We start from the raw sequence: 21,097 nt of genomic DNA on the forward strand, positions 1-21,097 counted from the left end.
GATTTTTGTCCCTTTTTTTTGCTCTTAATTCTTTGTTTTTCAGATAGATATGGTCGGCGATTTCGTTGGCTAAATTGTTCGATATCAGTCTCCATCGTATACCCTTATCGGACATTAATGAAATCAAATAATACTTCTTGATCTTTTTGAGAAAAATGACCTTAAATATTACAACTGAAATACATAATTAACCACAAAAATTTTTGGTCTATGTGATGGATAGTGATGAAAAAAGAATGGGGATGGGGACACAAACTATCCTATTTTGTGGTAAAGGTTTTTTAAATGTGCTTTAGGTGGTATAATGATCAGCATTTCATTATTTGCCGCTTCTTTCTTTAGTTACTTATGATCTTCAGATTTGCCACTTAAACATAACAGCTTATGTTATTCCAGCCCAGCGCTAAAGTCGATTCCGAAATTAAAATCCAGAAGTTCTGTTGGATGGATTTTTAAACCTATTGCCAATCTCAATAATGTAATAAAACTTGGACTGGTTTCTCCATTTTCATATTTAATAATATCTCCGGTATTAACCCCGCTTCTTTTGTAAAATTCGCGATAAGAAAGTTCCTGTTTCTCTTTTAAAGATTTTAAATGCTGACCGAATCTTTTCAGAATTATTTTTTCTTTCTCACTAATCATTTTATTGCTAATAAAAATATAATTGGCAATGTCTTTTATATTTTATTTAAAATCGTCATGCAATTACTTGACATTAAGCTTTTTTTTATTTACATTTACTTAATAAAAAAATAAAACCAGTAAGGTAAAATTAAGAGTCTTGCAACCTCAAATCTCACGCCGTTGGAGCAGGACAGCAGATTTTATCCCATTTCTTATAGTGGAATTGCTATCTTTAGCTTTCCAAAATAAGAGTGGGCTTCTGCTGTAATTCCATTTCAACGTAAGGCGTGAGAAACATTATGAGGTTATGGTTTGGGAAGCCCACTTTTTCCTCTCTCCGCCAAGACTCATAACATACGATTATGAGCAGACAAAAAATAAGTTGGATTAAATGGGTGGTACTTACTGAGGTGAGTATGTTCCAATATGTTATTTTAATTGTTCGTCATTTTCAAGTATTTTTATACCAGTCTCTATTAACTTGTCCGTTTGATCGGCTTTATGCCTTGAAGCCAAAGAATCCTGAGTAGTTTTTTTTGGATGAGGCAGGTTGGCCTTTATGGTCGAAAATAAAATAGGTTCTTAATAATGATGGCCTGCCTCATTTTTCGTTTGCTTGGAGCTTGGGCCCTGGTTTGTTGGGGCGTTTTTTGCCCATCCTTCCTCGATTTTTTTTGTGTTTGAAAAAATAAATGGTTTTACCGTAATGGGATTTGTATGTCTGGATTTTTAGGCCAGGGAGGGAGTTTTTCTGCCATTTAGGCTCTTCCACAATTAGGTACTTTGGGCGACTGCCTTTGATCAATTTTTAGTTTAGAATTTTTAACCCTGCATATGAAGAACAATAATATTTATCTGCCGCTTTTTTTTCTTTGTTGGGCTTTTTTGTATTGTCAATTCGAGGTATGGAACATTTGGTCTGCGGGTGTTGGCCGGCAGGAGCTTGCTATTGAAAAGATGGCTATGGCCGGGCAGGTGTCGCGGAATTCAATCGTGGATAGGTCGGGACCGCATGATTTTACCTGTTTCTGTTATATTGATGGCAATGTGATCTTGGTTATAAATTCTGACATTGATTTTATTTCCCCTTCGCTCCAAAATCCAATCAAAAATATTATTAAAGGTCCAGAATAGGTAGGTTGGCAGGCTTGGTTTTTCAATCATTGCTGAAATCCGGTTGCCAAATGTTACTGTAAAGTAGTCAAACTTTGCTCTTGCTTTTAATCAATTAACAATTTCTCTAGCCATCAATTCATGACCTTGTCTGATTATAATTCTAGAAATCTTTCTTTGAAAACAGCTCAACAGGTGCTGGAATCATTTTATGAACACTATAATGTCGATAAAATAAAGCTGACGTTGTTGGAGTCGTTCCAGGGTTATGCCTTGAATGAGAAGAAGGGTTTTCTGGAGCTTAACATCAGTGAGCAGGAAGTCAGTGATGTTTTCGATGGCCTGATCAATTTGGTCACGGCGGTGCGAACGCTGATGGAGCAGGGGAAGATTGAAGGAGTAAGGGCCTAGGAGCTACTTTGCAGTTCAATTTCTAATTTTTTTACGTTTTAAATCAATCAAAATGAAGCTTAAATTATGCTTCCTGCTACTGCTATGCCCATTTTTTTGGGTGCATGCCCAGGATAAAAACTTATCAGTTACCTCGGAGTCTGCAAACAATCAGGGGATTTCCATCGGGCAGCAGGTGCCGGATGTACTTGTACAGAATATTTCAGGCCTCAATGGGGCAGATAAAACGCCGATAGCCCTGCCGCTTTCAGCCTTTAAGGGCAAACTGCTCATCTTGGATTTCTGGGCGACATGGTGCTCGCCTTGTATCGCGATGATCCCTAAAATGGAGGCTTTGCAGCATTCGTTTGAAGGGCGTGTGCAGTTCCTCCCGGTAGCTTATCAGTCCTTTAAAGAGGTAGATGCCTTTTATAAAAAGCTGCAGCAGCAAACCAGTAAATCCGTGTCGCTACCTATGGTCACAGCGGATACGACACTGGTCCGGCTTTTTCCTCATCAGACGCTCCCACATTATGTATGGATAGGCGGTGATGGTGTTGTAAAGGCGATTACCGATCGTGAGGCTGTGTCTGCTGAAAACATCAATTCCTTATTAGCGGCAGGATCACTGGAGCTGAAGGTGAAAACAGATGAAAAGATGCGGTATGATGCCAGTAAGCCTTTGTTTTTTGCAGGATCGGATTTTAATGATGGTATTTTTCAATCGAAGCTTTCGGGCTATGTGGTCAATATCGGGCGGGGGATTTATAAAGATGTAGAAGTGCAGTCGGGTGCTAAGGTGAGGCGTATTACAGGGCGTAACCTCACCATGCCCGAACTGTTTCGCATCGCTTATAAAAAGGAAAAAAAAGAAACGGTGCTGGAAGATGGGCTGGAAGGTGAACTTGAGCCTCATGTAGCGAGTGCAGATTTTCTGGATTGGCTGAAGCAGGGCAGGGCTTATTGTTATGAGCTGATGATCAGTCAGCAGTCCAGCGGACGGGCCTATGCCTTGATGCAGAATCAGTTGCAGGGCTTTTTCTCAGGTTATCAGGTGGGGCTGGAAAAAAGAAAAGTGAAGGCGCTTGCGCTGATGCGTACCTCTTCAACGGACAAGATCCGAACCTTGGGCGGAGTGCCTTCGGTTGTGATGGATGGCTTTGGCTGCAAACTGACCAGTTGTTATCTCTCTGTTTTCATTGATCGGTTGCAGGTTCCTTTTCAGGCAAGCCCGCTTCCGGTAATTGACCAGACCGGATATACGGGAATGGTCGACATGGAGCTGACGGCCAATATGACCAGTGTCGGAGAGGTGAACAAAGTGCTGGCCCGTTATGACCTGCGTTTTATTGAAAAACCTGTGTCAATCGAAATGCTCGTTATCCGTAAACGCTAATTCTCAAATTTTAGTTATGAAGAAAATTTTATCACTATACCTAACCGCGCTATTTGTGCTTTACAGTTTAGCAGGGAAAGCGCAGCAGCCCGTTAAAGAAATCAAGGGCAGGGTTCTGGCGGCCGATGGACGCATTCCCCTGCATGGAGCAACCGTTAAAATGGAAGAATCCGGTGTCGCGGTGCTGACTGACCAAATGGGAAGTTTCGCGTTAAAAACCACACTGGGCAGGGTTACCCTGCGGGTATCTTACCTGGGTTATGAGCGGGTGAGCCTCAAGGTTTCCGCTAGCGATAAGCCGTTGGAAATTATACTCTCTGCTGCGGCAGCGCAGTTGAACGAGGTTGTCGTTTCCACGGGTTACCAGACCCTTCCGGCAGAAAGGGCTACGGGCTCTTTTGTTCAGGTGGACAATAAACTGCTCAACCGGAGGGTGAGTACAGGTGTGCTGGAACGGCTGGAAGATGTTACTCCGGGATTGCTTTTTAATAAAGGCAGGTCGGCTGGGGCAGGCCTGATCAGTGTGCGGGGTCAGAATACCATATATGGAAATTCCAGTCCTTTGATTGTGCTGGATAATTTTCCATATGACGGGGATATCAATAATATCAATCCCAATGATGTAGAGAGTATCTCGGTACTGAAGGATGCTGCTGCAGCTTCCATCTGGGGTTCCCGTGCCGGTAATGGAGTGATTGTAATCACAACCAAAAAAGGACGTTATAACCAATCCGTAAAAATAGGCTTTAATGCCAACGCGACAATTGGTGATAAACCCGATATTTTTTATCAGCTCAGGATGTCTGCTGCAGATTTTATTGGCATTGAAAAATTGCTTTTTGACAAGGGATTTTATCTGAATGCCGAAACGGGGTTCAATAATCCGGCGATTACGCCTGTGGTGGAATTGCTGATTGCCCGAAGGGATGGAAAAATAACTACTGCCCAGGCGGATGCGCAGATCAATGATTTGGCCGGATATGATGTGCGCAATGATTTTGACCGCTACTTTTACCGTAAAAGTATCAACCGACAGTATGCGCTGAACTTTAGCGGTGGGAGCGAAATCCAGCGTTTTAATCTTTCAGGAGGGTATGATCGCAACCTGGACAACCTGGTAGGAAACGGGTTTAACCGATATACCTTTAACGGCGGACAGTCGCTGAATTTACTGAATAAAAAACTGGAGATTACGACCGGGTTTTATTATACCCAGAGCAATACTACGACCAACAATCCCGGTACAAACCTGATCGGGCTAAAAACGGGTAACGGTTCTTCGCTTTACCCTTATGCCAGGCTCGCTGACGATGCTGGGAATCCGCTTTCGATGATCCATGACTACCGGCAGGGGTTTATTCAGTCTGCGCAGCAGCGGGGACTGCTCGACTGGAGCTATAAACCTCTGGAAGAAATCTATCTGGCGGATAAAACCCGTAAACTGATCGATTACCGGCTGAATTTTAACGCCAGCTATAAAATCAAGCCTTATCTTTCTTTCTTCCTGCTTTATCAGTATGGCCAGACCATCACTGGCGGGCGGAACCTTCGGAGCGAAAAAACTTATTTTACCAGGAACCTGATCAACAGCTATTCATCGCTTGATGCTAACGGGAAATTGTCTTACCCTATTCCCCGCGGCGCGATTTTGGATCTGGATCAGCTTACGGCTACCAGTCAAAGCCTGCGGGGGCAACTTAATTTTAACCGTCAATGGAATGATAAACATAGCCTGACGGCAATTGCCGGGTATGAAATCCGTGATTTTCACACTGTAGGAAATAGCAACCGCTCTTATGGTTATGATGACAGCCACGCAACCACTTTAGGGGTAGATTACCTAACCCAGTTTCCCCAGTATGCAATCCCAGGTTCTTTGAGCGCAATCCCGTTTTACAACAGTATGACGGATCTGAACGACCGGAATATTTCTTATTATTCGAACGCGGCGTACACCTACCTTGAACGGTATACCTTTTCTGCCAGTGCCAGGCTCGACCGGAGTAATCTCTTCGGGGTAAAAACCAATCAACAGGGGGTGCCCCTTTATTCGGCAGGACTCGCCTGGAATATCAATAAGGAGAATTTTTATAACCTTGGATGGCTTCCCTATTTAAAAATGAGGCTGACCTACGGCTATAATGGCAATGTGAATAAAAGCCTCTCTGCCTTCACAACGGCACTATACATCACAGGCAATGCCATCAATACCGTATATGCGCAGGTCATCAATCCACCAAACCCTGAGCTGAGGTGGGAGCGTGTAAGAATTATCAATTTTGGGATCGATTTTGCCACTAAGGACAACCGGGTCAGCGGCACCATAGAGCCTTACCTGAAACGGGGTATCGATCTCATCGGGGATATTGCCTTTGCGCCCTCATCGGGCATAACCACTTTCCGGGGCAATACGGCAAATACCCGTGGAGCGGGCATTGACCTTAGCTTAAACAGCCAGAATCTGGTCGGTGAATTCGGTTGGCAGACCAGTTTCTTTTTTAGCCATGTGAAGGATAAAGTTGTGAATTACGCCCTGCAGCAACCCGCAGGTCGATACGCACAATTGTCCGAAAACGAAGTGTATCCTTTGGAGGGGAAACCATTTTACGCGGTATACAGTTATGCTTTTGCAGGCCTTGATCCGCAGAGCGGTGACCCTCAGGGTTACCTAGGCGGAAAAATAAGCAAAGATTATAACCAGCTATTAACTTTGTCTACCACAGATAATCTGGTCTATGCTGGCCCGGCCCGGCCGGTCAGTTATGGGGCCCTGCGCAATACGCTCACCTACGGGCAGTTTTCGCTTTCTGCCAACATCAGTTATCGGTTGGGTTACTATTTCAGGCAGCCCGGAATCTATTATACCGGCATACTTTCCGGACAGGGGTATTATCAGGGGAGGTATAGCGAGCGCTGGCAAAAGCCCGGGGATGAACTGATCACCACCATCCCTTCGATGCCTGCGGGCATCAATACGGCAAGGGATGATTTCTATAATTTTTCAACGGCCACTGTAGAAAAGGCTGATAACATCCGCCTGCAGGACATTAGTCTGTCTTATGATTTTGGTAAAAACCTATTGCAGCGGCTATCGCTCAGTAAACTGCAGGTCTACTTGTATGCGAATAACATAGGGATCATCTGGAAGTCAACCAAAACCCGTTTTGACCCGGACTATCCCGTTGCCGACTACCTACCGACCCGATCGGTCGCGATAGGTGTAAAAGCTGATTTTTAAAATGATAATAATTAAACTGAATATTATGAAACCGTTATTTATGCTGATGTGCCTTTTGCTGTCCGTCCTGCTTTTTAGTTCCTGCCAGAAGGAATTTCTGGACAAAAAACCTGATAAGGCGCTGCTCATTCCAACAACCCTTGAAGATTTTAATGCCTTGATGGATAACCTGGCTATATTTAATATCAGCCCAGCCCTGCAGGAAATTTCAGCTGATGACTTCTACGCCACAGATGCCGCAGTGGCTGGATTTACAACCGTGGTCCAGAAAAACAGCTACTTGTGGGCTGCAGACCTCTATCAAAATGAATCCTGTATAGACTGGAACCTTCCTTATCAACAGATCTTTTATGCTAATATCATATTGGATGGCCTACAGGACCTTGAAGGGGCTGTGGGAGCGGACACCGAGTGGAACAGCACAAAAGGAAGCGCCCTTTTTCACCGGGCCTTTGCTTTTTATAATTTGGTGCAGTTGTTTTCCAAAACATATGACAAGAACACGTCAGCGGTGGATATGGGGATAGCCCTGCGCCTCACTGCAGATGTGAATGCGAAGATGGGACGGGCTTCCGTGCAGCAGGTATATGACCAAATTACAGGTGACCTGCTCGAGGCAGAAAAGTTATTGCCACAAACGACCCAGTTCAAAAGCCGTCCATCAAAGGCTGCAGCAGATGCACTATTGGCCAGGGTGTACCTGAACATGGAAAATTATGAACTGGCGGATAAATACGCGGCAGCCGCGCTCGCGCTCAACCATTACCTGCTGGATTACAATACCATCAGCCCGACCGTGACCAATCCATTTCCGTCTTCTCCTGCAGCCGACAATCCTGAGGTAATATTCTATGATAAGCTCATTCCATACGGATTTACCTCCTCGACCAGAGCAACGGTTGCTGATGAATTATACCAACTTTATGTTGATAAGGACCTGCGAAAAAGCATATTCTTCGCGGGCAGCGCGCCTTTCTATTTCAAAGGGCGTTATGGGAGCTCCCGCCTGCAGCTGTTTGGTGGCCTGGCTGTGGATGAATTGTATCTGATCCGCGCAGAATCACTGGCCAGGAAGGGCAGTTTTGCCGAGGCCATGAAAGAATTGAATACCCTGCTGGTCACGCGATGGGCCAAGGGAACTTACCAGCCCTTTACTGCCGCCGATGCAGAGGGCGCCCTAAAAATTATTCTTTTGGAAAGACGTAAGGAACTTACTTTCCGGGGACTTCGTTGGGGAGACCTCAAACGGCTCAATAAAGACCCGCGCTTTGCAAAACCTATAGTCCGGACGGTTTCAGGTCAGGTATATACGTTAAACCCGGGAGATAAACGTTATGTGCTCCCAATTCCGGCTGAAGAGATCGTTGCTACCGGGATTGCGCAGAATGAGCGGTAAATAAAAAAGCAACCGGCGCGATGCCGGTTGCTGGTTCAAAAGGTTAATCAAATGCTACTGTGCAAAATTGCCAAGTTCTTGGGAAAGATATCCGTCTGGATTGAGATTGGGATTTTGGCCTTCTGGATAGGTGCGGGTACAGATCTTATCAGAGGGTTCGCAGCCATAATCTTCGCCTGCCAACTCATAGGAGGTACCATTGAAACCCCATTTAACATTGGCTTTTTGGGCAGTAGATGCTACTGCTACGCCTGTTCCAAGTAGGAATGCGATAGCAGCAAAGTTTAATTTGATCCTTTTCATAGGAAACGAATGCTTTATTACATCAAAAAACATTCAGAAAAACTTTAGTGAATAAATGATGCTTACTCTGTTCGCAGGTTTTCAGCTTGCCCTGTTTGGCTTTTGGTCACGGTGTTGACCGTATTTAACTCCTTCGGTTCGAAAGTATAGATGTACAAAGCGAGAAGGTTTAGTATCAGAAAGAAACTATTGAATATTAGATGTGCAGCCCAGCCCATTTGGTTTAGAATGCCCCCACATGAACAGGGAACCCTGTCCCAGAAATGGAGCATGACCATGGCAATATAGCCTGTGAAGGCCAGCAGCAGTACAGATGAAAATAGCAGACCGGATATAATGGTTCGCTTGAAACATAGCAGCAGCGCAGTGATAATTTCTGCAGGGATCAAAAAATACAATAGGAAATCAGCAAGCCAACTGGGAAAAGATTGGTTGTGAAGCTGCTGGTCAAAATCTGAAAAAGTAAAGAGCTTACTGAATGCAGCATATACAAATAGCAGTACGAGCAATGACGGAATGGATGATTTAAAAATTGCCTTCATGGTAAAAGAATTATAAAAACAAATTAAGGGCGAATAGAAAAGCCAAAACAGTATGAGATGGGTATTATACCCTTTAAAGCGATGAAGAGATGAAAGAAAGTAAGTCAATGATGTACCGGTTTTTACCGCAGGTGTTTTTAAGGGCACCGTACTATAGCTTTACCGGCTATGATCTCTCGCGGTTGCCGGAAGTGTTGCAGGAACAGGCTTTTCGCAATGCCGTTTTTTTGGCGAGCGCAGCGTTTTTTGCTTTACTTGAAAAAAAGGAATTTGATTTCGATAAACTATCGGATAAGGAAAAACATAGCCTTTATAAGTATTATAACCGGATGTGCTTCCGACCAACTCCATTTGGGAGTTTTTCCTCCTTCACCTTACTCCAATGGGGAAGCGGCGGCCAGGTTAGGCTTGCCGGAAGTGATGAGTCGATCCTTCATTTATTGCCCGACCAGGAATTTTTAAGGAAACTGAAGAACAGGGCGGAGGCTGATCTGTCAGAAGGATTAATAGTCAACCCTGCGCTGTACCGGTTTAATGATGTTTTCCGCTACACCAAATCATCGTTAGATGATAAGGGGCGGTTTGGCTTTTCCCTGGAAGGGATTGCAGCCGTAAAATTTAATATACAGCTGTTTTCATTTTTATCGTCAAAAAAGGTTTCAAAAAATATTCTCTTGAGGTGGATTATGGAGTGCGGTGAGTGCTCAGATGTGGAAGCGGAAGAATATATCCAGTTTCTGTTTGACGCCGGAGCGGTTTTCAATGATAGACAGGGCAAAGTGATCAGTAATGAGGTTATGGAGAGCTTCCTTAGCTTACCTGGCTGGAACGGCTTTTGGAAAAATTACGCAATGATACCTTTATCGGGTGAAGCATCCCTGTCCGCTTTGGCCAGGGAAATCGGGAAAATTGCACAGGAAACAAAGCCTGTTGGCCAGCCATTTTATGCAGCGCTGGAAAGGCCGAACAAAAGCGAGGGACCAGATAGCGCTGAACAGGAAGAGCTGTCAAAAGCGGTCCATCTTCTGCAATTATTGGCAAATGCTGAGCAGCCTGCTGATCTGTCGCGTTTTATCCGTGATTTCCGTGCCCGCTTTGATCAGGAAAGGGTGCCTTTACTGCTGGCATTAGATCCCGATGGAGGACTGCATTATGGCGAGATGGAGCCATCTATGCCTGACCACGATATCCTGGAAAACATTCCTTTCCCTGAGCCGGAAGATGAAAACAGGACCCTTGGATGGCATGCCTCCCAGCAGTTTATCTTCAAACTTTGGATAGGGGACACCCTTCGCGATCCATGGTCGCCCCTTCAGATCAGCGAAGATGATTTGATTAAACTGGAAAATTATAAAAAGGCAATATTGCCTTTGCCACAGACGCAGGCGCTCATGTACCGCTCGACCGGTGAGCACCTGATCATCGAAAGTTCGGGCGGTGTAACTGCCGCTTCGCTGATTGGAAGGTTTTCATGCTTTAGCGATCCGGTTTACCAGTTATGCTGCGAGCTTGCTCTAAAGGAAACTACCGCAAACCCGGAACTTGTTTTTGCAGACATTGCCCAGCAATCTGATAGCCATGTTGACAATATCAACCGTCGCAAACCCATTTATTCACACGAGATACCGCTGAACGTATTTCCTTCGCAGCCGCCTGAAAACCTGGTACTGCCAGGCGAACTCATGCTTTCCCTTAAAGGTGGTGAATTGATATTAGAATCTTCCAAGCTAAACAAAAGAGTAATTCCCCGTCTGGCGACCGCCTATAACTTTCGAAATAACCATTCGCCGGTATTCCGGCTGTTGTGTGACCTGCAGTTCCAGGGTGTACAGGCAGGACTTTCATTTAGTTTGGAAAATTTTTTTCCGGGCCTTACTTTTTATCCACGGGTCTGCTACGGAAGGGTGATCCTCTGTCTGGCGAAATGGAATTTTAAGGAATCGGACATAGCGCTTTTAACGGTTGGGGACAATGCTAATCCTAATAAGACCCTGGATGGTTTTCGCAGAAAGCACCATCTGCCCCGGCACATCACCATAGGGGCAACAGACCAGCAATTGGTTTTTGATCTGGCCAATTCCACCGAGGCAAGTTTTTTTCTGCAGTGCATTGCCGGTTTAAAGCGGATAACCATTCAGGAATATTTATTGCCAGACCGTTCCATCCTGTCCGGTAAAAAGCCACTTGCGGGGCAAATGATTGCTTTTCTTGCCCACGAGAATAATATTTATAAACCTTCAAAAAAGGAAAGTGCCACTGTTAACGGCGAAAAACAACGCGACTTTTTAATGGGGAGTAACTGGCTTTACCTTAAAATTTTTTGCATTCCGCGCGCCTCGGACGAGATCCTTGCCAAAGTGATTTTCCCGTTCATTAGAGGGCAGAAAAAGCGGATAAAAAAGTGGTTTTTCATCCGCTACAGCGATAAAGGCTATCACCTGCGTCTGCGTATACAGGCGGAGGAAAATGATCTTGGCGAGATACTCGTGGCCTTGCGTAAAAAAATTGAATCATCCGGACATGATAAACTCATCAGGGATTTTCAGGGAGATACCTACCGGAGGGAAATCGAACGTTATGGGGCCGATCTCATCTCACCTATTGAGGAACTTTTTTGCGCGGGAAGCCGTCTTACTGTCCTTGCGCTAACTTTAAAGGGGAACAATTCCTTCCAACTTAGTGAGTTTGAACTGGCCTTGCTGACTGCCTGTCGCATGATCAGCTGCTTTTTTAATTCTCCGGTTGATTCCCTGGATTACCTTCGTAAGGTCACGGATCAGTTTATGGCAGAGTTCAGGGCAGATAAACCGCTGAAGGTCGCAATGGATGAAAAGTACCGCGAGAAGAAATTAATGATAGCGGACTTGTTGGAAGGTAAAGCATTATCGAAGCATCTTTTACCGCTATTAAAGCAGATGTCTGTTTTAGACGGGCTTACAAGCAGCTATTCAAATGATAAAAGAATGGAGCTTTTGGCAGACCTGGTGCATATGCAACTGAACCGGACTTTTTCCGTTAGACAAAGGCAACAAGAGTTGCTCGTTTACTATTGCCTGCAAAAGTATGTCGGCTCACGTTTGGCCCGCGAAAGGACTTCAGTCTAACGATCACTTTTGTCCCTTTTACTGATAAGTAAAGCAGGCTGGATTTTTTCCCGGAAGGCGGTGCGGAAAGTCGCTCCAATCGGAATACTCAGTTCACCGCTCAGTCTTACCTGGGCGTATTCCAACGAATGAATAGCTGCATGGTTGACGATATAAGACTGATGGATCCTGGAAAAACCTTCAAGAGGCAGCTTGGAAAGGACTTCCGCTAAAGTCAGGTAGGTGGTAACTTTTTCGTCATTCATATGGATGATGATGTAGTTGCCTATGTTTTCAATATAAAGGATTTCCGCGATGGTGATCCGGTTAAATTTTCCTTTAATGTTGCTTTTGACGAAAAAGAAGGGGGCAGCAGCGGTTTGATTTGCCTGACTGGTGAGGTTTGAGCGTACTCTGGTAACTGCCTTTAAAAACCTGGCGTAATTGATGGGCTTTAGCAGGTAATCTACTGCATCTTTTTCAAATGCTTCTGGTGCATACTCGCGGTAGGAGGTTGTGAAAATAATGTTACTCGCTGAACCTATAAGGTCTGCCACATCAAGGCCGTTAAGTTGCGGCATATCTACATCTAACAGAACAATATCGGGTGTCAGGATATTGCATAATTCTTCCAGCGCTAAAAGCGGGTTGGTGGAGCTGCCAACCAGTTCGAGGCCTGGGGTTTGATTGATGTACTTATCCAGTACTTCAATTGAATGATATTCATCATCAATGATATAGCAGTTTAAGCTCATAATTTAAGGGTTAAAGTGAGTTCGTAAAATTCGCCAGATTCTTTGATTTCCAGTTTATAGTTGTCTTTATAAAATGAATCCATGCGGAGCCGGATGTTTTGTAGCCCCAGTGCCTTTCGCTGACGGGGATGTCCGTTCTTTGATTTTTTTAGGTTCCTGCTATAAAAAGTTAATTGTCCGGTCTCGTTTGTTGTTAACTTCAGTACAGCCGGCGAGGTAATTTCGGTCAAATTTCCATGCTTAAACAGGTTTTCTGTCAGCGTAAGCAAAATAAGCGGAATTATTTTGTAGCGACCGAAATCACCGTGCATTTCCAGCTTAAGGTATAGCGGTTCTTTAAACCGGTAGCGGTTGATCTCGATGAGGTTTTCAATCTGCTCAACTTCTCTATCCAGTTTGATTTTTCCATCTGGACCTGCTTCTTCGAGGCTGAACCGCATAATCTCCGACAACAACCAGATACACTGAGCGGCATCATCGGAATACTTTTGTGTGCTGTTGTAAACAAAATTAAGTGCATTGAAAAGCATGTGCGGGTTGATTTGTTGTTGCAGATAAGCATTACGCGATTTGGTAAGTTGGGTTTCCAGCTCTGCTTTTTCTTTTTCAATAATTAATTGCCGCTTTTCCGCCTCTAGCGTCTGTCTTTTAAGAAAAGCAATGCGACCAGCCGACCAATAAAACATTGCCAAAATTGAGAAGTATAATGCTCTCATGATATTTCGCTGCAGGAAACCTTCTACATAAATGATGGAATTGGACTGATTAGCAGGCGAACTATTGACCAAATAATCAGCAACCGATTTAGTTATCATGTATAGGCTGAGCAATACGAGGCAACCTGCAATACCTTTGAAATATTTAGGTTTCCTCTCTTGGAAAACATAACTCAATAGTGCAGCAAAGAGATAAAAAAATGAAATGTTAATAGGGTAAAAGAATAAATAAACATAGGGTTTTTCTAAAGTTCCTAAGGCAATATGGACCATTGTCAGTTCATAGGTGATGAACAGTGCCCAGCAGATAACGTGTATTAGAAAAGATTTTTTTGAAAATTTTGTTACTGCTAATTTTAACATATTCTGTGCTATGAACGCTTTTTTTACTCCAAAACTGTATGAATCTGTAATAAAGATCTTTGCAACTTCACAATGTCTTAATTTAATATAAAAAATAGAAAATCATGAAAAATTCAATTAAACTTCCAGAGAAAAAAATTCTCACAGTAAACAATTTTAATCCAATTCCCGGTAAGTTCAAAAATCCTGATACTGATACGACTAGTATTACCACTAGCATAACCAGTACCCATTTGTTGAAAAATTAGTTACAAAGGTATTGGATTGATTACACCTGATGCTTAGAAATGAACTACATGATATCGAGGAACTGCTGTCTGCCTGGGGAAATTCAGGTAACGATATTGCAGTAGAATCGACTTTCCAATCAAAATCTCAACAACTTTTTGAAGCATGGAAAATGACTGCTTTCTCGCAGATTTCTGATAAAAGCTTAAGGCGTTATTTTTATTATCAGCTTGAGGGTATCCTGAAAATTTCGGATACCCTTTGTAAAATGCCAGATATTGAAATTTCAAACAAACTACAAGACCATCTTATATTACTGCTTGACGATTTAAAGCAATATTTTTCGAATTATTTTAATCGAGATGCTATGGCGCCTGTAGCTTATCATCAACGCTTAGTTAAACAATCAGGCGCAGATATTCAAGTGGTGATCACAAACCTCAAAAACGCTAAAATAGACCCGGGATTTAAAACTTTAATCTTAAATTGGGTAGATGAGATGTCAAGACACAGTAACGCAAGGCAGTATTCTTTTCGTACAATAGGCTATTTTAATTATGTCATCGAGCAAATGGCTTTGATTGATATACTTTCGGGAGAAGCAGAAAACCATCTCCATTTTTTTCTTTACAGTGTGAATTTTAATCATCTTTCTTTTTTTGTTTACCGACAAGGGAAAATCTGTGAAAAGTTGGATGCTTTTATTTGTTTAGGCGACAAAATAAATTATCTATATCATCAAAAGGCTATGGTGACATCTGTTCCTGAAGTGAAAAACATAACATATGATCCCTCATGGCCTTCAATAAAAACCATGCTTGGAGACTGGCTTCAGGAAGAAATTTGGTTGGCAGAGAAATCTTTGAGTAAGGTGAGCGAAGTCACAGTCTCAAAAATACCATTGGAAATGTCAGTTGCGCACCTGTCCTGCCTGATCCGATTACTTTATGAAGAGAGTGTTTTTGCCACTCAGAACCTTCAGTCCATTTTTAAATGTTTTGCTGGTTATTTTCAAAGCAAAAGACAGGTCGTTATTTCCCCAGGAAGCCTGAGCAAAGAATTTTATAGTATTGACCAGCATACCGCTGCACGCGTGCGGGATCTGTTACAGCGTATGGTACTGCGGATCAACCGTAATTTTTTTCCTATGGCCGTTGCAATAAATGCAACAGTCCTCTCTTATCTAAGTATGCGCTGAGTTCACCCAGCCAGTTATAGCTAAACCCTTTTTTATTGATCAGTCGTTCAGGCAAAAGAGATGTGATGTCGTTCAATGTACTGAAATGCATTGAAGTACAAGCTTTACAGAATTCAGTACTAAAACCAAGTCTGTTAATAGGGGTCTGTAATAATTCCTCAATTTCCATATTTTAGTTACATGACGTATTATAAAGATACATTTTTTGTTTCTAATAAGATGTATCTATTGTGCTGTTTCTTTTTAAGAGTACCTCTCGCGCATCATTTTGGTTTACTTTACGTTATGAGTAGAGCCAAAAACGAAGAGGAGAGCGAGCATATAAAGGAAGTTTTGAAATTGCTTGGTGCACGGATTCGTTCCCTCAGGGAAGCGAAAGGGGAAAGGAACTATGAAAAATTTGCCTTTAAACATGACCTTAACCGTACGCAGCTCTGGCGCTATGAAAATGGGGAAGATTTGTATTTTTCATCTTTGTTGAAAGTGCTTTCAGCATTGGATATTACCCTTGCTGAGTTCTTTAGTGATGGGTTTGATGAATCCGCTAAGTGAAAACATTTAGTAAAAATGAGCAGACAGCAATAAAAAAACTCAGGGCATTTGTCTTGCTGATCCTATTCGTTTAGATTTCACTTATTTAATAAGCATATTCATTGGAAGAAAACCTTATTCAAATGGATTCTAATTAGCCTCAAGAGAACTAATATGTTGATCCTGACGTAACGGATAGATAATTATAAATTATCTCCCGGGACTTATCTGTTGGTCGGACAGTATAAATAATATCGAACGCTGATCGGTTACCCTTCGAAATTTCGTAGAGCAAGTACTTGTCATTTGCGTTACTTGAAGTTTTCATGTTTTAGTTCGGTAGGATTTGGCAAATGTAAAAACATTTAATCAGGTAACTTCATAGGATTTTATCATTTGATTAATCGCAGGATCGTTTTTTGAGGAATAAAAAGTTAAGAAAGTAAAACAGTTGACGGATGAATTATTGTTTAGCAAAACATTAATGCCTTTCACATGGACGAGTACATCAATCTCGGCGAAAATGCGCCCCAACGTTTCGGGAACTTCTTAAAAGAAAGGATCTTTGATAAATTTAACTTTAAATCCGTTCATTACCTTAATGGAAATGTTGCCAATATTGAAGAAGAATGCCATCGCTACTCACAGCTTTTGGTAGACTATCCGATTGATATCGTTTGCATGGGAATAGGAGAGAATGGACACCTGGCCTTTAACGATCCGCCTGTGGCTGATTTTAACGATAGCAAAAAAGTTAAGGTTGTTGAACTGGATCTCGCCTGTAGACAACAACAGGTAAATGATAGATGTTTTGCAACATTGGGCGAGGTACCCCTAAGGGCCCTTACGCTAACAATTCCCGTCCTGATGGGCGCCGAAGTGATTAATTGTGTAGTTCCCGGAGAGACAAAAGCGCAGGCCGTACTCAATACACTTACTCGGCCAATCGATACCGCGTTCCCATCAACTGTGTTGAGAACACACCGCGGAACAGTTGTCTTTCTGGACACAAATAGTGCGAAACATATTCTTTAAATACACAGGCTTTTTAAAATGGCTGGACTAAACCTAATAGAGGAGTCATGTTGAAAACGCTCCGTCAACGTGGTCGAAAATCGGGAAAAACTTATCTGTTACAGTTTGGTATCATTAAATCTCAGCTTTAAGGCTGGATATCTCGTTCTCCCAATAGGTAATTCTATCCCATTAGTTAACTCAGCAGCAACACTTCCACCTTCTTTGTAAATGATTCCTTTTATGAATCCAGTATCCACCAGATACGATTTATGGATACGCTCAAAAGAAGAGGAAAGTAGTTGGTTGAGTTTTTCAAGTGATTTGTCATGAAGAAATATATCGCCGTTTATCGTATGGATTTCTGAATAGATGCCAGAGCCCTTGAAGTAAATCACATCGCTAACCCTAATCATCAGCACCTTTCCTTTTTGTTTGACCTGCAGATATTTCGGGGAATGTGCAGTTGCTGATTCTCCCAGTGACCTTGACAATGCCAGTGCCAGCCTGTTCTGTTCAAAGGATTTAGGTATAAAGTCAAGTACACCGAATTCAAAAGCCTCTATTGCACGGTCTTTGTAGGCTGAGATGATAATTGTGTGAAAAGCCCCGGAGGTGATTTCCGCTAGGATATCGAAGCCGTTTTCTCCATTTAGGTTAAGGTCTAGAAGCAATAGATCAATAGGGTTCGACGCAAGAAAAACCTTTGCTTCGTTCAGCTCTTCAATTTTTATATAAGAGGTCAGTTTTTTTCCAAGGATTTCTCTTACCATGCGTTCGATCCGCGTGGCTATTATTGCCTCATCTTCTATTGCCAATATTCTCATTTATGTAACTTGATTGTTGTAGTCCAGCCGTTTTCCCCGGGGCCATAATTTAACTCCCATTTTTCAGCATAAGCCTCACGTAACCTCGCTTCGATATAGTAAAACCCCATGCCGTTATAGCTTAGTTTTCTTTTTGCCCGATTGACGGCCTGAGTTTGGAAACGATAGATTTTTTCTTTCGGTGTCTGTTCATATTCCAGGCGAAATCTCACTGTTCCATCCTCTAAAGGCTTACTGTGGGTAATGCCATTCTCCAGTAGTGTATGGATAATAGCAGGCGGAAGATATTCACCATTATCTATTCCGATGCTTTCCCATCGGTAGTCGATTCCTTTTCTCATCTGCATAATTTCCATATGGTGCTTGCACAGGGAGATTTCGGTTGCCAATGGTATTAAAGATTTTTCGGCTATTGAGCATAGAATTTCGAATTCGGAGGAAAGGTCCAATATCATTTTTTTTCCCAGATCAGGAGAACTTTCAATAAGTTCGAGAAGAGCTGTTAAGGTATTCATGATAAAATGAGGCTGTATGCTTTTTTTTAGAAGGTCGGTTTTTAAACGTTCGGAAACTACCAGGCTTCTGCGGTAAGCTGTTTCCATAGCCTTCGAGCGTTCGCTCAATAGGTAAAGCATTGCCAATAACAACAGCCCGAAGGCTATATAAAGACTGTAGTCATAATAAAGAAACCACGAAACTGCCAACCCCAAAATAATTGCAATCAATATCAGCCAGGCTCCTTTTTTCTTTTTTTTGATTGCAAATGATGATACAGCTAAACTGCCCGTGGCCATAACCAATCCCATTAACTGCGCACTTAGGTCATAATGTCCGTGATTGAAGATGAAAACACTGATAAGTGTTATGGACAAAACAAGGTCGAATGGCCAGTTACTAAAGGTCGCAAACATCCTATTGAGAAAAGAGGGGATCAGAAAGGCAATAACTGTTGCCAGCATACCGATAATTTCTAATCTTGTCAGCTGGAAAGTATAAGGGTAAGCCCATAAAATAGGCAAGTATTCACATACTAATAAGGAAAGGAAAAGTAGGCAGATAAACGCAAGAAATAGGTAGGGTTTTTCGTTTTTGTGCTGCACAAAGAGGAACAAATAATATATCGATCCTGTAAGGAAACAACCTGCGAGGACAGCCATTAAAAGGGCCATTAACATTGGGAACCTCATGAGCTGGCGGTAACTTTCAATTCTGGCATTGAAGAAGGAATACTTCCGCTGATAATGAAAATTGGATATCCGCAGGGCTAGCACATGCTTTCCAGCTTTGGCTAGCGAGTCAGGGATAGGAAGGACCATACTATGGTAGCCTGGGATTTCTTCTTTAATATTATTTCCGATCTTTCCACTGCTGCCGATTTTATTATTGTCCCAAAAGGCATCATATGATCCTAATGCCACAATGTTCACCGCAAGCGGGAATGATTTCCGAAGGTCATTTGACAGTTTAAAATGGAAACGTACTATAAAGTTTCCCTTCGCATCTGTACCGTTTGCCATTTCCCAGGCACTGTCATCGGTTTTCGGTCCCAACCATTCACTTTTATTTCCGGTTTTCAGTCTGATCTTTTTAGGGCGGATGGAATCCTGCCTACAGGCTGGTGTTAGCAGGATGACAAAAATAGAAATGATACCAATGAGATATTTAAACGGATGCATATCCAAAGATAATTCTTTGTCCTGTTTTTTTTCTGTCGTTCGAATGGCGGAAATGACGTTCACAAGTTATCTGTTGACCGCCGGCAGAAGGACAGGTATAATTGTCTAAAAAATAATCCCATGAACAAAGCTATAACCTTGGCAGCTATCGGCTTGCTGATACTAGTCACCTTTAATAATGTCCTGGCCCAGGAAAATATAACTAAACGTATAGATTCTGTAATGAACCTCGCAGCCAATAGGGGGGTATTCAACGGAAACATTATCGTAACTAAAAACGGTAAGACCATCTATTCTTCTAGTATTGGATATGCGGATCCCTTATTGAAGACTAAGCTCAATGCGGCGATGTTATTTGATATCGGTTCGGTAAGCAAAGAATTTAATGGTGTTGCTATCATGATATGCAAGGAGCATAACCAGCTTGACTTGGATGATCCGCTGTCTAAATTTATCGATAGCCTTCCAGATTGGTCAAAAAAAGTGAAGGTCAGAAATCTAATCAATTATACTTCAGGTATCCCGCTTTTCGATCCTTTGGCCTTGGAAACCGAGCAGGCTATATGGAAAAACCTGAAAGGACTTCAACATTTGAGTTTTGAACCGGGGACAGGTTATATCTATAACCACTATAATGTTTTTCTTCAGATGAGGGTTATTGAAAAGGCCAGTGGAATGCGGTATGCAGATTTTATACATAAATATATTTTCAGACCGCTCGGAATGAATAGTGCGATAGTGGACTATCCATCCAATGGCAAAAAAATGGCTAAGGCTTTTGATGTTATGGGACATCCTACACCTTATCTGCAGGGAATGACCGGGTGGGTGCGTCTTACTACAGCTGATCTTTGTAAATGGGTAGCAGCTGTGGATGGATTTAAACTGATTAATGAAGAATCATACCGTTCCCTTGCCATAAATTTCCCAGGAGGAGAAAGCAGTTTGGGCGCTGTAGGGTTTGAGGGCAATAAACTTTCCTGGCACCAGCATCAGGGATCAAATAGTAATTTCGAAGCACTGATATACCATTCGCTCAAAGACGAGCTAATTATTGTAATGATGACCAATCAACAGCAAATGAAGGTGCATGGTTTGAAATCCGCAATTATTTCATCATTTGATCACTGGCCCGTAGTTGTTCCAAAACGGTCTGTTTATCTGGCCGTGAGGGAGAAGGTACTGTCGGATTTCGGTTTAGGAATGAGCTATTACGAAAAACTTAAAACAGAACAGCAGGAAAACTTTGATTTTTCATTTGAAACTGGGGACTTGATCAGCTTAGGTAAGTACCTCCAGCGCCGTGGACGCCATAAGGATGCGGTGAGCATTTTTGAAATGGCTGTTTTAGTACCTGCTCCTGCAAAAGATCTTTCATATGGGTATGAGCTTATGGCTGGGGCTCTGGTGAAACTGGGGGAACGATCGAAAGCGATAGAATTTTTTCAAAAGGCTGTGGCACTGGATAACGGAAATAAAAATGCTGCAAACGAATTGGCTTCGCTTCAAAAAATGGAATAAAAAATGGCCTTCCTTCACTGTCTTAATAACTTATGGAAATAAATCTTTTATTTAGGTTAATCCCCTTATTGAGGCATCGAAAATTCAGAAAAAGGTTTTGACTAACAGAATTAATTTTGTGGCAGGAATATATGAGAGACTGCAGCCTCTATGTCGTGTTGAATGATTTGTACGGTGTTG

17 protein-coding genes are annotated in these 21,097 nt (G+C 42.5%); 10 read left to right on the forward strand and 7 right to left on the reverse strand.

What is annotated here, in order from left to right; genetic code table 11:
- Window positions 1-387 precede the first annotated feature (387 nt).
- Window positions 388-645 (reverse strand): helix-turn-helix domain-containing protein, encoded by a 258-nt coding sequence (locus AC1RJ8_RS16580; RefSeq protein WP_215126009.1) that lies wholly within the window; start codon window positions 643-645, stop codon window positions 388-390.
- A gap of 816 nt (window positions 646-1,461) precedes the next feature.
- On the opposite strand from AC1RJ8_RS16580, the gene AC1RJ8_RS16585 reads away from it, so the two are divergent.
- From AC1RJ8_RS16585 to AC1RJ8_RS16605, 5 genes are all read left to right on the forward strand, one after another.
- Window positions 1,462-1,761, forward strand: coding sequence for a hypothetical protein (locus AC1RJ8_RS16585; RefSeq protein WP_492954954.1), 300 nt, complete (start codon window positions 1,462-1,464; stop codon window positions 1,759-1,761).
- Between the two features lie 156 nt (window positions 1,762-1,917).
- The gene (locus tag AC1RJ8_RS16590) at window positions 1,918-2,151 is read left to right on the forward strand and encodes a hypothetical protein (protein WP_492954955.1); all 234 of its coding nucleotides are present in this window, start codon (window positions 1,918-1,920) and stop codon (window positions 2,149-2,151) included.
- A gap of 52 nt (window positions 2,152-2,203) precedes the next feature.
- On the forward strand, window positions 2,204-3,526 hold the full coding sequence (locus AC1RJ8_RS16595) for a TlpA family protein disulfide reductase (protein WP_492954956.1): 1,323 nt from the start codon (window positions 2,204-2,206) through the stop codon (window positions 3,524-3,526).
- 16 nt (window positions 3,527-3,542) lie between these two features.
- Entirely contained in the window at window positions 3,543-6,764 is a 3,222-nt protein-coding gene (locus AC1RJ8_RS16600; protein ID WP_492954957.1) for a SusC/RagA family TonB-linked outer membrane protein, read from the forward strand.
- A 25-nt stretch (window positions 6,765-6,789) separates the two neighbouring features.
- Window positions 6,790-8,160 carry a RagB/SusD family nutrient uptake outer membrane protein gene (locus AC1RJ8_RS16605; RefSeq protein ID WP_492954958.1) on the forward strand — a complete coding sequence of 457 codons (1,371 nt, stop codon included), beginning with the start codon at window positions 6,790-6,792 and terminating at the stop codon, window positions 8,158-8,160.
- Between the two features lie 54 nt (window positions 8,161-8,214).
- Here the strand turns inward: AC1RJ8_RS16605 and AC1RJ8_RS16610 are convergent, their stop codons facing one another.
- Complete coding sequence (locus AC1RJ8_RS16610; RefSeq protein ID WP_492954959.1) at window positions 8,215-8,463, reverse strand: DUF6520 family protein; 249 nt, start codon at window positions 8,461-8,463, stop codon at window positions 8,215-8,217.
- Between the two features lie 62 nt (window positions 8,464-8,525).
- Complete coding sequence (locus tag AC1RJ8_RS16615; protein ID WP_492954960.1) at window positions 8,526-9,005, reverse strand: MauE/DoxX family redox-associated membrane protein; 480 nt, start codon at window positions 9,003-9,005, stop codon at window positions 8,526-8,528.
- Between the two features lie 89 nt (window positions 9,006-9,094).
- Here AC1RJ8_RS16615 and AC1RJ8_RS16620 point away from each other — a divergent pair, with 89 nt between their 5' ends.
- Window positions 9,095-12,109 (forward strand): lantibiotic dehydratase, encoded by a 3,015-nt coding sequence (locus tag AC1RJ8_RS16620; protein ID WP_492954961.1) that lies wholly within the window; start codon window positions 9,095-9,097, stop codon window positions 12,107-12,109.
- On the opposite strand, the gene AC1RJ8_RS16625 is transcribed toward AC1RJ8_RS16620, so the two are convergent.
- Together AC1RJ8_RS16625 and AC1RJ8_RS16630 are read right to left on the reverse strand one after the other, a co-directional pair.
- A complete protein-coding gene (locus AC1RJ8_RS16625; RefSeq protein ID WP_492954962.1) occupies window positions 12,106-12,843 on the reverse strand; it encodes a LytR/AlgR family response regulator transcription factor in 738 nt (245 codons plus the stop codon). The two genes, AC1RJ8_RS16620 and AC1RJ8_RS16625, sit on opposite strands and share 4 nt — an antisense overlap.
- Window positions 12,840-13,658 carry a sensor histidine kinase gene (locus AC1RJ8_RS16630; protein ID WP_492954963.1) on the reverse strand — a complete coding sequence of 273 codons (819 nt, stop codon included), beginning with the start codon at window positions 13,656-13,658 and terminating at the stop codon, window positions 12,840-12,842. The genes AC1RJ8_RS16625 and AC1RJ8_RS16630 overlap by 4 nt, the downstream gene beginning before the upstream one ends.
- Window positions 13,659-14,199: 541 nt before the next feature.
- Between AC1RJ8_RS16630 and AC1RJ8_RS16635 the strand changes: the two genes are divergently transcribed.
- From AC1RJ8_RS16635 to AC1RJ8_RS16645, 3 genes are all read left to right on the forward strand, one after another.
- Entirely contained in the window at window positions 14,200-15,348 is a 1,149-nt protein-coding gene (locus tag AC1RJ8_RS16635) for a hypothetical protein (protein ID WP_492954964.1), read from the forward strand.
- Between the two features lie 285 nt (window positions 15,349-15,633).
- The gene (locus AC1RJ8_RS16640) at window positions 15,634-15,900 is read left to right on the forward strand and encodes a helix-turn-helix domain-containing protein (RefSeq protein ID WP_492954965.1); all 267 of its coding nucleotides are present in this window, start codon (window positions 15,634-15,636) and stop codon (window positions 15,898-15,900) included.
- A gap of 474 nt (window positions 15,901-16,374) precedes the next feature.
- Window positions 16,375-16,914 carry a 6-phosphogluconolactonase gene (locus AC1RJ8_RS16645; RefSeq protein WP_492954966.1) on the forward strand — a complete coding sequence of 180 codons (540 nt, stop codon included), beginning with the start codon at window positions 16,375-16,377 and terminating at the stop codon, window positions 16,912-16,914.
- A gap of 98 nt (window positions 16,915-17,012) precedes the next feature.
- On the opposite strand, the gene AC1RJ8_RS16650 is transcribed toward AC1RJ8_RS16645, so the two are convergent.
- Window positions 17,013-17,711 carry a LytR/AlgR family response regulator transcription factor gene (locus AC1RJ8_RS16650; RefSeq protein ID WP_492954967.1) on the reverse strand — a complete coding sequence of 233 codons (699 nt, stop codon included), beginning with the start codon at window positions 17,709-17,711 and terminating at the stop codon, window positions 17,013-17,015.
- A 5-nt stretch (window positions 17,712-17,716) separates the two neighbouring features.
- Window positions 17,717-19,459 (reverse strand): histidine kinase, encoded by a 1,743-nt coding sequence (locus AC1RJ8_RS16655; RefSeq protein ID WP_492954968.1) that lies wholly within the window; start codon window positions 19,457-19,459, stop codon window positions 17,717-17,719.
- A gap of 57 nt (window positions 19,460-19,516) precedes the next feature.
- Between AC1RJ8_RS16655 and AC1RJ8_RS16660 the strand changes: the two genes are divergently transcribed.
- Window positions 19,517-20,917, forward strand: coding sequence for a serine hydrolase domain-containing protein (locus AC1RJ8_RS16660; protein WP_492954969.1), 1,401 nt, complete (start codon window positions 19,517-19,519; stop codon window positions 20,915-20,917).
- Window positions 20,918-21,097: the final 180 nt, after the last annotated feature.

The sequence above is a fragment of the Pedobacter sp. GW822-FHT03F06 genome (assembly GCF_058801365.1).

Bases quoted from the DNA above. Each gene is read 5' to 3' on its own strand.
- AC1RJ8_RS16580 (WP_215126009.1), bottom strand. From the start codon at position 645: ATGATTAGTGAGAAAGAAAAAATAATTCTGAAAAGATTCGGTCAGCAT.
- AC1RJ8_RS16585 (WP_492954954.1), top strand. From the start codon at position 1,462: ATGAAGAACAATAATATTTATCTGCCGCTTTTTTTTCTTTGTTGGGCT.
- AC1RJ8_RS16595 (WP_492954956.1), top strand. From the start codon at position 2,204: ATGAAGCTTAAATTATGCTTCCTGCTACTGCTATGCCCATTTTTTTGG.
- AC1RJ8_RS16600 (WP_492954957.1), top strand. From the start codon at position 3,543: ATGAAGAAAATTTTATCACTATACCTAACCGCGCTATTTGTGCTTTAC.
- AC1RJ8_RS16605 (WP_492954958.1), top strand. From the start codon at position 6,790: ATGAAACCGTTATTTATGCTGATGTGCCTTTTGCTGTCCGTCCTGCTT.
- AC1RJ8_RS16610 (WP_492954959.1), bottom strand. From the start codon at position 8,463: ATGAAAAGGATCAAATTAAACTTTGCTGCTATCGCATTCCTACTTGGA.
- AC1RJ8_RS16615 (WP_492954960.1), bottom strand. From the start codon at position 9,005: ATGAAGGCAATTTTTAAATCATCCATTCCGTCATTGCTCGTACTGCTA.
- AC1RJ8_RS16620 (WP_492954961.1), top strand. From the start codon at position 9,095: ATGAAAGAAAGTAAGTCAATGATGTACCGGTTTTTACCGCAGGTGTTT.
- AC1RJ8_RS16625 (WP_492954962.1), bottom strand. From the start codon at position 12,843: ATGAGCTTAAACTGCTATATCATTGATGATGAATATCATTCAATTGAA.
- AC1RJ8_RS16630 (WP_492954963.1), bottom strand. From the start codon at position 13,658: ATGATAACTAAATCGGTTGCTGATTATTTGGTCAATAGTTCGCCTGCT.
- AC1RJ8_RS16635 (WP_492954964.1), top strand. From the start codon at position 14,200: ATGCTTAGAAATGAACTACATGATATCGAGGAACTGCTGTCTGCCTGG.
- AC1RJ8_RS16640 (WP_492954965.1), top strand. From the start codon at position 15,634: ATGAGTAGAGCCAAAAACGAAGAGGAGAGCGAGCATATAAAGGAAGTT.
- AC1RJ8_RS16645 (WP_492954966.1), top strand. From the start codon at position 16,375: ATGGACGAGTACATCAATCTCGGCGAAAATGCGCCCCAACGTTTCGGG.
- AC1RJ8_RS16660 (WP_492954969.1), top strand. From the start codon at position 19,517: ATGAACAAAGCTATAACCTTGGCAGCTATCGGCTTGCTGATACTAGTC.